Below are 12,117 nucleotides of genomic sequence, written 5' to 3'. Positions count from 1 at the left end.
CCCTGACCATCCGCTTCCACCTCAGACAAGACCAACCCCGGAGGCGACCATGACCACGCCCCGAAACCGGGGGAGAGGTCTGTCCGCGGCCGTCGGCAGGGTCGGTGGCGAGTGCCCGCAAGTTGGCCCCCGAGGTGTCGGCCTTGGTGCCAGCGGGTCAGGTGTTGGTGCCAACGGGTCGGGTCCCGGGTGCGGATTCGCTTCAGAGGCCCGAGGTCGGTAATCTGGAGGCACGATTCGTGTGCCCAACCGCTCATGGATCGAATTCGCGCGCCTTCTCGCCGTCTGCTGGCTATGGCCAAAGGACGGGGCGCACCACGGCAGTCCCGGGTGACCGGGCGGGGTGCGTACAGGCGCCAGGCAGGTCGACGACCCCGCGAGGAGCCCGTCGGCCGAGACAACTGACAACCCCACAACGAGGAGGACACGGTCATGGCCGTCGTCACCATGCGCCAGCTCCTGGAGAGCGGCGTCCACTTCGGGCACCAGACCCGCCGCTGGAACCCCAAGATGAAGCGCTTCATCATGACGGAGCGCAATGGCATCTACATCATCGACCTGCAGCAGTCGCTGACGTACATCAACTCCGCCTACGAGTTCGTCAAGGAGACCGTCGCCCACGGCGGCACCATCCTGTTCGTCGGCACGAAGAAGCAGGCCCAGGAGCCGGTGGCCGAGCAGGCGACCCGCGTCGGCATGCCGTACGTCAACCACCGCTGGCTCGGTGGCATGCTCACGAACTTCCAGACGATCTCCAAGCGCCTCGCGCGCCTGAAGGAGCTCGAGGAAATCGACTTCGACACCGTGGCCGGCTCCGGCTACACCAAGAAGGAACTCCTCATTCTCCGCCGCGAGAAGGACAAGCTGGAGAAGACGCTCGGCGGTATCCGCAACATGAGCAAGGTCCCCTCCGCGGTCTGGATCGTCGACACCAAGAAGGAGCACCTGGCGGTCGACGAGGCCAAGAAGCTCGGCCTGCCGGTCATCGCCATCCTCGACACCAACTGCGACCCGGACGAGGTCGACTACAAGATCCCGGGCAACGACGACGCCATCCGCTCGGTCAGCCTGCTGACCCGGGTCATCGCCGACGCCGTTGCCGACGGTCTGATGAGCCGCTCCGGTGCCAAGACCGGCGCGGAGGCCCAGGGCGACGCCGAGCCGCTGGCCGAGTGGGAGCGCGAGCTCCTCGCCGGTGAGGGTGCTGAGGCTCCGGCTGCGGACGCTGCGGCTGCGGACGCTCCGGCTGCCGAGGCTCCGGCTGCCGAGGCTCCCGCCGTTGAGACCGAGGCTCCCGCCGCCGAGGCGCCCGCTGCTGAGGCGCCGGCCGCCGAGGCCGAGACCCAGGCCTGATCGGACTCCGTACTCCACTCAACCCACTCCCGACGGAAAGAGCGACACGTACTCATGGCGAACTACACCGCTGCCGACATCAAGGCCCTGCGCGAAGCGACCGGCGCCGGCATGCTCGACGTCAAGAAGGCCCTCGACGAGGCTGAGGGCGACACCGGGAAGGCCACCGAGATCCTTCGGGTCAAGGGCCTGAAGGGTGTGTCCAAGCGCGAGGGTCGCACCACGTCCAACGGTCTCGTCCTGGCTGAGGCCGAGGGCGGGGTCGGCACGATGGTCGAGGTCCTGTGCGAGACCGACTTCGTGGCCAAGGGCGAGAAGTTCATCGCCCTGGCCCAGCAGGTCTTCGACCAGGCCGTGGCCATCAAGGCCGCGGACGCCGAGGCCCTCACCGCCAGCAGCACCACCGACGGCCAGACCATCCAGGACCTCCTGGACTCGGCCAACGCCACCATCGGCGAGAAGATCGAGGTCAAGCGGGTCTCGCGCATCGAGGCTCCGGTCGTGGCCGCTTACCTGCACAAGACCAGCCCCGACCTGCCCGCGCAGATCGGCGTGCTCGTCGGTGGCGAGGGTGCAGACGGCGTCGCCCGCGACGTGGCCATGCACATCGCGGCGTTCGCGCCGACCTACCTCTCGCGTGAGGACGTCCCGGAGGACGTCGTCGCCAACGAGCGTCGGATCGCGGAGGAGACGGCCAAGGAGGAGGGCAAGCCCGAGGCCGCCCTGCCCAAGATCGTCGAAGGCCGCGTCAACGGCTACTTCAAGGAGAACGCGCTGCTCGACCAGCCGTTCGCCAAGGAGGCCAAGAAGTCGGTCGCCAAGGTGCTCGAGGAGAACGGCGGCAAGGTCACGCAGTTCGCGCGCTTCCGCGTCGGCGGCTGATCTCGCCCCTGAGTCCAGTTCGATGAGCGGCCCCACCCGAATCCGGGTGGGGCCGTTCGCCTTTCCCGGATGCTTGTGAAGACGTGCACAATCGCCCACGATGGTGTGGGAAGATCACACGTCGACAGATCGTGATTCCCAGGAGGACGACGTGCCCGAGCAGGTTCCGCACCAGCGGCGAGTGCTTCTCAAGTTGTCGGGCGAGGTCTTCGGCGGGGGGAGCATCGGCCTGAATCCCGACATCGTGGCCAACGTGGCCAAGCAGATCGCCGCCGCCGTCGAGCGTGGTGTGCAGGTCGCGGTCGTGGTCGGCGGGGGCAACTTCTTCCGCGGAGCGCAGTTGCAGGAGCAGGGGATGGACCGCACCCGAGCCGACTACATGGGCATGCTCGGCACGGTGATGAACTGCCTCGCCCTCCAGGACTTCCTGGAGAAGACGGGCATCGAGACCCGCGTGCAGACCGCGATCACCATGACCCAGGTCGCCGAGCCGTACATCCCGCGCCGGGCGATCCGTCACCTCGAGAAGGGTCGCGTGGTCATCTTCGGCGCCGGCGCCGGCATGCCGTTCTTCTCCACCGACACCGTCAGCGCCCAGCGTGCGCTGGAGATCAAGTGTGACGCGGTGCTGATGTCGAAGTCGGGCGTCGATGGTGTCTATTCCGCCGACCCGCGGACGAACCCCGACGCCATCAAGTTCGACACCGTCACCTATGCCGAGGCCCTCTCGCAGAACCTCAAGGTGCTCGACGCGGCCGCGTTCAGCCTGTGCATGGACAACGGGCTGCCCATGGTCGTCTTCGGCATGGAGGGCGAGGGCAACATCACCCGCGCGCTGTTGGGCGAGCGCATCGGTACGCTCGTCACCACCTGAGCACCACGGGCATCACGCCCGGCCCGACACACACCCACCGCGCGCGGATCCGCGGTCATGGGTGAGAGACTGTCACGACACACCACCAACCCCGCAGCGCTTCCGGCGCCGCCCAGGAGGAGCAGGACATGATCGACGAGGCCATGCTCGAGGCTGAGGACAAGATGTCCAAGACCATCGAGTCGACCAAGGAGAACTTCGCGGGGATCCGCACCGGCCGGGTCAACCCGGGTCTGTTCTCCAAGGTCAACGTCGACTACTACGGCTCCCCGACGCCGTTGCAGCAGCTCGCGTCCTTCCAGACCCCGGAGGCGCGCACCCTCCTGGTCACGCCGTTCGACAAGAGCGCACTCAAGGCCATCGAGACGGCACTGCGCGACTCCGACCTGGGCGCCAACCCGAGCAACGACGGAGCGGTGATCCGCATCGTCATGCCGGAGTTGACGCAGGAGCGCCGCAAGGAGTACATCAAGCTCGCCCACTCCCAGGCCGAGGACGCCCGCGTGTCGCTGCGCCACATCCGCCGCCACGCCAAGGACGTCATCGAGAAGGCCATCAAGGACGGCGACGTCGGTGAGGACGAGGGCAGCCGCGCGGAGAAGGATCTCGAGGCGCTGACCAAGAAGTACGTCGACCAGATCGACCACCTCCTCAAGGGCAAGGAAGCCGAGCTCCTCGAGGTCTGAGGCTCCGGCCGCGATGAGCATGGACACGGGGTCCCTCGACAGTCGAGCGAGTCGGCGCTCGAACAGCGGAGGCCGGGAGCCGAAGCCGGGCCGCGACCTGCGGGCCGCGATCACGACCGGCGTCATCCTCGGCGCCCTGGTGCTGGGCACCCTGTTCATCCAGAAGGAACTCTTCGTCGCGCTCGTCACCGTCGCGATCGCGGTGGGCATCTGGGAGCTTCGCGCGGCCCTGGCCCTGCAGGGACATCAGGTGCCCCTGATCCCGACGGTGCTCGGCGCCGTGGTCATCCTGTGGTCCGCGTGGTTCGGCGGTCCCGAACTGCTCACGGTCGCCACGATCCTCTCCGCGTTGACCGTGGCGATCTGGCGCATCGCCGATGGGCTCGATGCCGCCGCCCGGGACGTCTCCGGCGGGATCTTCACCGTGCTCTACCCGGCCTTCCTCGCCGCGTTCTGCGTGCTGCTGCTCGCCCAGGACGACGGGGTCGCGCGGGTCATCACGTTCATGCTCGTCACCGTCTGCTCCGACGTCGGCGGTTATGCCGCGGGCGTGCTCTTCGGCAAGCACCCGCTCGCGCCGATGCTCAGCCCCAAGAAGACGTGGGAAGGTCTTTCCGGGTCGGCGCTCCTGGCTGTCGTCGGCGCGGTGGCCTGCGTGATCGGCTTCTTCGACGGGCCGTGGTGGGCCGGGGTGGTGCTCGGCCTCCTCGTCGCCGCCGTGGCCACCATCGGTGACCTCATCGAATCGGCCATCAAGCGGGACGTCGGCCTCAAGGACATGTCGCACATCCTGCCCGGGCACGGCGGAATGCTGGACCGCATCGATGCCATGCTTGTCACCGCTCCGGTCGTGTGGGCGATTCTGCGGTATCTGGTCTGACCCGCGACTCTGCGACACTGGAGGGGATGAACCAGCGCCCCGACACCCCCGCGACGGTCTCGCCGACCAGGCCCGTCCCCGGTGAACTGACCCTGACCGCACCCCGCCGCGGCAAGCCACCGCGCCACCTGGCCGACCTCACACCCGCCGAGCGCAAGGCCGCGGTCGAGGAGATGGGCCTGCCCGGTTTCCGCGCCGCGCAGTTGTCAACGCACTACTTCGGCCACCTCGTCGAGGACCCGGCGGCGATGACCGACCTGCCCAAGTCGATCCGCGAGGACCTCGTGGCTGCCCTCCTGCCGCCGCTGATGACCCCGATTCGCACGCTGCGGGCCGATGAGGGCGCGACAATCAAGTCGGTCTACCGACTCTTCGACGGTGCCCTGATCGAGTCGGTGCTCATGCGCTACCCGCGTCGGGTGACGCTGTGCATCTCCAGCCAGGCCGGCTGCGGCATGAACTGCCCGTTCTGCGCCACCGGCCAGGAGGGCCTGACCCGCAACCTGTCCACGGCCGAGATCGTCGAGCAGGTCGTGCGCGCCAACCGACTGCTCGCCCACGGTGACCTCGCGCAGATGACCGCCGGCGCGACCCCGAACGCCGCGGCGATTGCCGGAGCATCGTCCGCCGGCTTGGGCGAGGAATCCGACGATGACGAGAGCGAGACCGCCGGGGACGAGACCACGTTCGAGACCGATCCGCGCTCCGGCCCGCAACGCGTCAGCAACATCGTCTTCATGGGCATGGGGGAGGCCCTGGCGAACTACAAGGCCGCGATCGGGGCGATCCACCGGCTCATCGATCCCAGTCCCGCCGGTCTGGGCATGAGCGCGCGGCACCTGACGATGTCCACGGTCGGGTTGGTGCCCGGCATCGATCGGCTCACCGCCGAGGGCATCCCGGTCACGCTGGCGCTGTCGCTGCACGCGCCGGACGACGAACTGCGCGATTCGCTCGTGCCGATCAACACCCGGTACAAGGTCGATGAGGCGATCGACGCGGCGTACCGCTTCTTCCAGGCGACTGGCCGCCGCGTGAGCATCGAGTATGCGCTGATCCGCGACATCAACGACCAGTCGTGGCGCGCCGATCTGCTCGGCGAGAAGCTGAACGCCCGCGGCCGTGGTTGGGTGCACGTCAACCCGATCCCGCTCAACCCGACGCCGGGCTCGAAGTGGACCGCCTCCCGCCCCGGCGTCGAGCAGCAGTTCGTCGAGCGGCTGCGGGCGCACGGGACCCGCACGACGGTGCGTGACACGCGCGGCTCCGACATCGACGGGGCCTGCGGGCAGTTGGCGGCCCAGGCGTAGGTGCCATCGAGTGGTCAAAGAATGCGACGTAACCGCACGTTACGTCGCATTCTTTGACCAGTCGACGATGAGGGCCCGACAGCCCGCCGCGTAGACTCAGCGATCGTGTCCGCACCCACGCTCCTGGACCGCCCCGCCGAACCCGGCCGCGCGTTCATCCTCACCGTCTCGTGCCCCGACCGCCTCGGCATCGTCCACGCCGTCTCCGGGTTCGCCGTCGACCAAGGTCTCTCGATCCGCGATGCCCAGCAGTTCGGCGATCCGTCGACCGACGAGTTCCACCTGCGGATGGAGTTGACTTCGGTCACCGGAGCGGTCCCGGTCGAGGACGTGCGTGCCGCGTTCGAGCCGGTCGCGCAAGACTTCGGTATGGACGTGGGCCTGCATGACCTCGCCGACCGGCACCGGGTGCTCATCATGGTCAGTCAGCAGGGTCACGTGCTCAACGATCTGCTCTACCGCTGGCGCTCGGGACACCTGCCGGTCGACATCCCGGCGATCGTGTCCAACCACGAGGCCTTCGCCGATCTGGCTGCCTGGCATGGCATCCCGTTCCACCACATTCCGGTGACCAAGGCGACCAAGCCCGAGGCGGAGACGCGTTTGCGTGAGTTGATCGCGGAGCACGACGTCGACACGGTGGCGCTGGCCCGGTACATGCAGATCCTCTCGCCGGAGTTGTGCGGCGACCTGGCCGGCCGGGTCATCAACATCCACCACTCGTTGCTCCCGTCGTTCAAAGGCGCCAAGCCGTACACGCAGGCGCACGACCGCGGCGTCAAGGTCATCGGCGCGACGGCGCACTACGTGACGGCCGACCTCGACGAGGGCCCGATCATCGAACAGGACTTCCGTCGCGTCGACCACCGGCTCACGCCCGACCAGTTGGCCACCGCTGGGCAGGAACTCGAGGCGATGGCCTTCGCCCGGGCGCTGACCTGGCACGTCGAGCACCGCGTCGTGCTGCGCGGGCGGCGCACCATCGTCTTCAACTGAGCAGGATCGCCGCCGCCTCCTCCACGGTGTCGACCAGATGCACCGCGTCCCCGAAGGGGCGGTAGAGGCCCAGCGCCCGCAGCGCCGGCCACACCGGCAGCACCTCGGTCCAGTGCTCGTGCCCCACCAGCACGAGCGGTGGCACCGGCGCGCCCTCGGCGGCGTAGTAGAGCGGCGTGACCGCCTGGAAGATCTCCTGGACCGTGCCGGCCGCACCCGGAAGGACGACCAGGCCACCGGTGCAGCGCGCCAGCAGTCCGTCCTCGCGCAGGGCGTTGGAGAAGTACTTGGCGATGCCGCCACAGAAGACATTGGGCGGCTCGTGCCCGTAGAACCACGTCGGGATGCCCACCGAGCGCACTCCGGTCGTGCCGTCCCGCCCACGGGCGAGCAGGAGGTCCTCGCGCACCTCCAGGGCGACCTCGGCCCAGGCGTCGATGCTCGGCCGGAAGGACGGGACCGTGGAGAGCCGCCGCAGCGCGGGCGCCAGCCGGTTGTGGTCCCCGACGAAGGCACCGAGGTTGGCCGCCTCCATCGCCCCAGGACCGCCACCGGTGAGCACCACCCGTCCGGCGTCGGCCAGCGCGTGCCCCATTGTCGCGGCCGCGGCGTACTCCTGCGTCCCGCGCTCGAGAGCGTGGCCGCCCATGACCCCGACCACGGTGTGGCCCTGAAGCAGCTCGGTCAGTGCGTCGGTCATGGAGTCGTCGTGGATCGCTCGCAGCAGCGTGACGAAGGTGTCGCGAGCCAGATCGGCGTCCTGGCTCCAGGCGTAGGCCCGGGCGTCCGGCGTGGTGCGGTAGCCGCGGGCGAAGATCCCGGCGTAGAGGTCGTCGGCCTGGTAGAGGCGTGAGCGGTAGGGGTTGATGGGCGCCCCCGTGACCGACGGGAAGACGAGCGCGCCGTGCAGCCGCAGGTGCCGGGCCAGGTCGTCGGAGAGGTGGCCGCCGAGCACGACGAGCCCCTCGAGGTCGGTACGGCCCAGCAGCAGCTGCTCGTACGGGTGCAGGTCGAGGTCCTGGATGCGGACACCGGAGAGGGGCAGGTGCCCGCGCAGGACGTTGCGCAGGTCGGCTGGGGTCTGGACCTCACGTGTGCTCGGGTGCCGGCGCACCTCGTCACTGGTCAGGTCGCCGATGAGGGAGTCGCTGGACCACAGCGGAGGCACGTCCACCCCCAGACAGTACGCCGTGGCCCGACCGGCTGCGATGATGTGCCCGTGACGACCCCGGAACAGACCAGCCTGACCCTCTCGCGGCTGACCCGCCCCAATGACGCCAACCTCGTCGGGACGGTCCACGGCGGCGAGATCCTCACCTTCGTCGACGAGGCGGCCGGCGCGATCGCCGCGAGGTTCGCCGGCACCGCTGCGGTCACCGCGGCCTTGGACGAGGTGATCTTCCGGGCGCCGGTGCGTGTGGGTGACATCCTGCGCGTGCACGGTCGGGTCAACTGGGCCGGCCGGACGTCGATGGAGGTCGGCCTGCGGGTCGAGGCCGAGCGCTGGGACCACCACGGCACGCCGGCGCACGTCGCCTCGGCGCGCTTCGTCATGGTGGCCGTCGACCAGGAGCGCCGCCCGGTGCCCGTTCCCGAGCTCGAGCTGGCCACGCAGGAGGACCGACGCCGGCACCGTGAGGCCGAGATCCGTCGGCGGCACCGGCTGGCCCAGCGCGCCGAGGTGCTGGCCTCCCGTCAGGCCGACGACGTCGCCGGAGCCGAGGGGCTGCGCATGGCCAACCCTGCCGACGGCGGGTCCACCCCGGAGGTGGGACAGTGAGCTCCACGCAGGTCCGGCACGTGACGGTCCTCGGCTCGACCGGGTCGATCGGTACGCAGGGGCTCGACGTCATCGCGCGCAACCCCGACCGCTTCCGGGTCGCCGGGCTCGCGGCCGGGCGCAACATCGACCTGCTGGCCGAGCAGGCGGTGGCCTTCCGCGCGCCGGTGGTCGGCCTCGCCGAGGGCACCGAGGAGGACCTGCGCGCAGCCCTGGAGGCCAAGGCCGCCGCGGCCGGGCTGCGCAACTACGTGCCGGGCGTCGTCGTCGGCCCGGACGCGGCGACGGCGCTGGCCTACGGGCAACCCGATGTCGTGCTCAACGGCATCACCGGGGCCATCGGCCTCAAGCCGACGCTGGCCGCCCTCGAGGGGGGCAGCACGCTGGCGCTGGCGAACAAGGAGTCGCTGATCATCGGCGGGCCGGTGGTCAAGCAGGCCGCCGCGCCGGGGCAGATCGTGCCGGTCGACTCCGAGCACTCCGCGCTGGCCCAGTGCCTGCGCGGTGGCCGGGCGCAGGAGGTCCGCCGGCTCATCGTCACCGCCAGTGGCGGGCCGTTCCGCGGGATGCGGCGCGAGCAGCTGCGCGACGTCACCCCGGCGCAGGCGCTCAAGCACCCCACCTGGGACATGGGCCGCGTGGTCACGACGAACTCCGCGACACTGGTCAACAAGGGGCTGGAGGTCATCGAGGCGCACCTGCTCTTCGACATCCCCTTCGACCGGATCGAGGTCACCGTGCACCCGCAGTCCATCGTGCACAGCCTGGTCGAGTTCCACGACGGCTCGACGCTGGCCCAGGTCTCGCCGCCGACCATGCTCATCCCGATCGCCCTGGGCCTGTCCTGGCCCGACCGCGTCCCGGACGCCGGCCCGGCCTGCGACTGGAGCACCGCGTCGACCTGGGAGTTCGCGCCGCTGGACGACGAGGCGTTCCCGGCGGTCCGGCTGGCCCGTCAGGTGGGCGCCGCGGCCGCAACGTACCCGGCGGTGTACAACGCCGCGAACGAGGTCGGGGTCGACGCGTTCCACGATGGGCACATCGGCTTCCTCGACATCGTCGACACCATCGCCCGCGTGGTGGACGCACACCGGCCGCAGGACTTCGACGCCACCAGCGCCGATGGCGTCCTGGCGGCGGACGCCTGGGCCCGTGGTCAGGCTCAGGCAATCCTCGGCTTGCCCGCGTAGGGTGACGCCTCATGGAATACGTGCTGGGGGTCCTGTTCGCGCTGCTCGGGATCGCGTTGTCGATCGCGCTGCACGAGGTCGGGCACCTGGTGCCGGCCAAGCTCTTCGGGTTGCGCGTGCCGCAGTACATGATCGGCTTCGGCCCGACGCTCTTCTCCCGCCGGGTCGGTGAGACGGAGTACGGCGTCAAGGCCGTTCCGCTGGGCGGCTATGTCCAGATGATCGGGATGTACCCACCGAAGCCGGACCAGCCGGAGGGCACGGTCCGACCGTCGGGGCGGTTCGGCTCGATGATCGAGGATGCCCGCGCGATGAGCCTGGAGCAGCTGCAGCCCGGCGATGAGCACCGGGTCTTCTACAACCTCCCCGTGGCCAAGAAGGTCGTCATCATGCTCGGCGGCCCGGTGATGAACCTCGTCATCGCCGTGCTGGTGTTCGGTGGGCTGGTCACCCTGCACGGCGTGGCCACGACGACGCCGACGCTCGCGGCCGTCTCCGAGTGCGTGGACTACACCCGTGGCGGGCAGTCCGCCGCCCAGGAGTGCACCCCGGACATGCCGAAGGCCCCGGCCAACGCGGCCGGCCTCAAGCCCGGCGACACGATCCTGTCGGTCAACGGCGCGCAGGTCAGCACGTGGGCCGAGGTCCGCAGCGAGATCCGTGCCGGTGGCGACCGTCCGATGACGCTGGTCATCGACCGTCAGGGCCAGCAGCTGACCAAGCACGCCCAGCCCATCGTCATGGCCATGCCGGTGCTCGACGCCCAGGGGCAGGTCGTCGACGGCCCCGACGGCAAGCCCCTCACCGAGAAGGTCGGCTTCCTCGGTGCCAGCGGTCAGGTCGCGGTCCTGCGGCAGCCGGTCTCGGCGGTGCCCGGCTTCGTCGGCGAGCAGCTCTCCGCCACGGCCGGGGCGCTGACCCGACTGCCGGCCAAGATGTACACGCTGGTCGCCGACCTCGTGCGTGGGGATGCGCGCGACCCGGAGTCGCCGATGTCGGTCGTCGGTGTCGGCCGGATCTCCGGTGACATCGCCGCCTCCGACCAGTTCGGCACCACCTCCGACAAGGTGCTCCTCCTGCTCAGCCTGATCGGCTCGCTGAACATCATGCTCTTCCTCTTCAACCTCGTCCCGCTGCTGCCGCTGGACGGCGGCCACGTCGCCGGAGCGCTGTGGGAGGGCCTCAAGAAGGGCTGGGCCCGGCTGCGGAACCTGCCCGAGCCGGGCCCCGTCGACGTGGCCAAGGCGCTGCCGCTGGCCTACGCCGTGGCGTCGGTCTTCATCGTCATGACGGTCGTGCTCATGTACGCCGACCTCGTCAACCCGGTGCGCATCACCGGCTGACCGGCAGGGTCGGCTGCACCCCCGTGGCGCCGGCTGAGTCGGTGCCGCCGGACGGCATCCGGCGCGGCCACCAGAACCGGTCACCGAGCATCAGCGCGATGGCCGGGACCAGGAGCGTGCGGACCACGAGCGTGTCGAGCAGGACGCCGATGCAGATCACCACGCCGAGCTGGGCCAGGACGACCAGCGGGAGCACCCCCAGGACGGCGAACACGGCCGCGAGCAGGATGCCGGCGCTGGTGATGACCCCGCCGGTCGCGGCGAGGGCGCGCAGCATCGCCGAGCGGGAGCCGTGCCCGTGCGTCTCCTCCGCGGCGCGCGTGACGAGGAAGATGTTGTAGTCGACGCCGAGCGCGACGAGGAAGACGAAGGCCAGCAGCGGCACGCCGTCGTCGAGCCGCTCGAAGCCCAGCACCTGCGTGAACAGCACCCACGACAGTCCGAGGCTGGCGGCGTAGGTGGCCACCACCGTGGCGACGAGCACGATGGGTGCCACGACCGAGCGCAGCAGCAGCACCAGGGCCAGGAGCACCAGGCCCAGGATCAACGGCAGGATCAGCGCCCGGTCGTGGGCGTAGGCCTGGGCGGAGTCGAGCGACTCCGCCTCGGTGCCACCGACATGGGTGCCCGGGATGTCCGCGACCGCTCCGCGGATGGCCGCCACGGCAGCCTCCGCCTCGTCCGAGCCGGGCTGCCCGGTCAGGACGGCCGCCACCTCGGTGACGCCGTTCCCGCCGGCTGCCGGCCGGGCACTCGCCACGCCCTCGACCTGCGCGACCCGCTCGGTGACGGTGCGCGCGTCGCCGGTGGTGAGGATCCGCAC

Annotated in this window: 12 protein-coding genes; 10 read left to right on the top strand and 2 right to left on the bottom strand. The window is 70.0% G+C overall.

Features of this window, described 5'->3' with window-relative positions; translation table 11 throughout:
* Positions 1-432: 432 nt before the first annotated feature.
* The 7 genes from rpsB (at position 433) to purU (ending at position 6,981) form a co-directional block, all read left to right on the top strand.
* Entirely contained in the window at positions 433-1,353 is a 921-nt protein-coding gene (gene rpsB, locus KD1_RS10250) for a 30S ribosomal protein S2 (protein WP_068401463.1), read from the top strand.
* A 54-nt stretch (positions 1,354-1,407) separates the two neighbouring features.
* Positions 1,408-2,235, top strand: a complete 828-nt coding sequence (gene tsf / locus KD1_RS10245) for a translation elongation factor Ts (protein WP_068401461.1) — start codon at positions 1,408-1,410, stop codon at positions 2,233-2,235.
* A gap of 151 nt (positions 2,236-2,386) precedes the next feature.
* Positions 2,387-3,109: a UMP kinase gene (gene pyrH / locus KD1_RS10240; RefSeq protein ID WP_068401460.1), complete on the top strand. Its 723-nt coding sequence runs from the start codon at positions 2,387-2,389 to the stop codon at positions 3,107-3,109.
* Between the two features lie 128 nt (positions 3,110-3,237).
* Positions 3,238-3,795 (top strand): ribosome recycling factor, encoded by a 558-nt coding sequence (gene frr, locus KD1_RS10235; protein ID WP_068401459.1) that lies wholly within the window; start codon positions 3,238-3,240, stop codon positions 3,793-3,795.
* Between the two features lie 13 nt (positions 3,796-3,808).
* Complete coding sequence (locus KD1_RS10230) at positions 3,809-4,675, top strand: phosphatidate cytidylyltransferase (RefSeq protein WP_068401456.1); 867 nt, start codon at positions 3,809-3,811, stop codon at positions 4,673-4,675.
* 26 nt (positions 4,676-4,701) lie between these two features.
* Positions 4,702-5,985 carry a 23S rRNA (adenine(2503)-C(2))-methyltransferase RlmN gene (gene rlmN / locus KD1_RS10225; protein ID WP_068401453.1) on the top strand — a complete coding sequence of 428 codons (1,284 nt, stop codon included), beginning with the start codon at positions 4,702-4,704 and terminating at the stop codon, positions 5,983-5,985.
* A gap of 105 nt (positions 5,986-6,090) precedes the next feature.
* A complete protein-coding gene (gene purU / locus KD1_RS10220) occupies positions 6,091-6,981 on the top strand; it encodes a formyltetrahydrofolate deformylase (protein WP_083542358.1) in 891 nt (296 codons plus the stop codon).
* Here the strand turns inward: purU and KD1_RS10215 are convergent.
* The gene (locus KD1_RS10215; protein ID WP_083542357.1) at positions 6,974-8,155 is read right to left on the bottom strand and encodes an LOG family protein; all 1,182 of its coding nucleotides are present in this window, start codon (positions 8,153-8,155) and stop codon (positions 6,974-6,976) included. The genes purU and KD1_RS10215 overlap by 8 nt on opposite strands.
* Before the next feature lie 45 nt (positions 8,156-8,200).
* Between KD1_RS10215 and KD1_RS10210 the strand changes: the two genes are divergently transcribed.
* From KD1_RS10210 to KD1_RS10200, 3 genes are read left to right on the top strand one after another with little or no spacing between them, the layout of a single operon-like run.
* On the top strand, positions 8,201-8,761 hold the full coding sequence (locus tag KD1_RS10210; RefSeq protein ID WP_083542356.1) for an acyl-CoA thioesterase: 561 nt from the start codon (positions 8,201-8,203) through the stop codon (positions 8,759-8,761).
* Complete coding sequence (gene dxr / locus KD1_RS10205; RefSeq protein ID WP_068401448.1) at positions 8,758-9,951, top strand: 1-deoxy-D-xylulose-5-phosphate reductoisomerase; 1,194 nt, start codon at positions 8,758-8,760, stop codon at positions 9,949-9,951. The genes KD1_RS10210 and dxr overlap by 4 nt, the downstream gene beginning before the upstream one ends.
* Positions 9,952-9,962: 11 nt before the next feature.
* Entirely contained in the window at positions 9,963-11,294 is a 1,332-nt protein-coding gene (locus KD1_RS10200) for a M50 family metallopeptidase (protein ID WP_068401444.1), read from the top strand.
* Here KD1_RS10200 and KD1_RS10195 read toward each other — a convergent pair.
* Positions 11,284-12,117, bottom strand: an 834-nt coding sequence (locus KD1_RS10195; protein ID WP_157073290.1) for an MMPL family transporter, incomplete at its 5' end; no start/stop codon positions are given. The genes KD1_RS10200 and KD1_RS10195 overlap by 11 nt on opposite strands.

The organism is Kribbia dieselivorans NBRC 106261 (assembly GCF_001552435.1).
Taxonomy (GTDB): Bacteria; Actinomycetota; Actinomycetes; order Actinomycetales; family Dermatophilaceae; genus Kribbia; species Kribbia dieselivorans.
This window is presented reverse-complemented; position numbering and strand designations above follow the sequence as displayed.

Bases quoted from the DNA above. Each gene is read 5' to 3' on its own strand.
- rpsB (WP_068401463.1), top strand. From the start codon at position 433: ATGGCCGTCGTCACCATGCGCCAGCTCCTGGAGAGCGGCGTCCACTTC.
- tsf (WP_068401461.1), top strand. From the start codon at position 1,408: ATGGCGAACTACACCGCTGCCGACATCAAGGCCCTGCGCGAAGCGACC.
- frr (WP_068401459.1), top strand. From the start codon at position 3,238: ATGATCGACGAGGCCATGCTCGAGGCTGAGGACAAGATGTCCAAGACC.
- KD1_RS10230 (WP_068401456.1), top strand. From the start codon at position 3,809: ATGAGCATGGACACGGGGTCCCTCGACAGTCGAGCGAGTCGGCGCTCG.
- rlmN (WP_068401453.1), top strand. From the start codon at position 4,702: ATGAACCAGCGCCCCGACACCCCCGCGACGGTCTCGCCGACCAGGCCC.
- KD1_RS10200 (WP_068401444.1), top strand. From the start codon at position 9,963: ATGGAATACGTGCTGGGGGTCCTGTTCGCGCTGCTCGGGATCGCGTTG.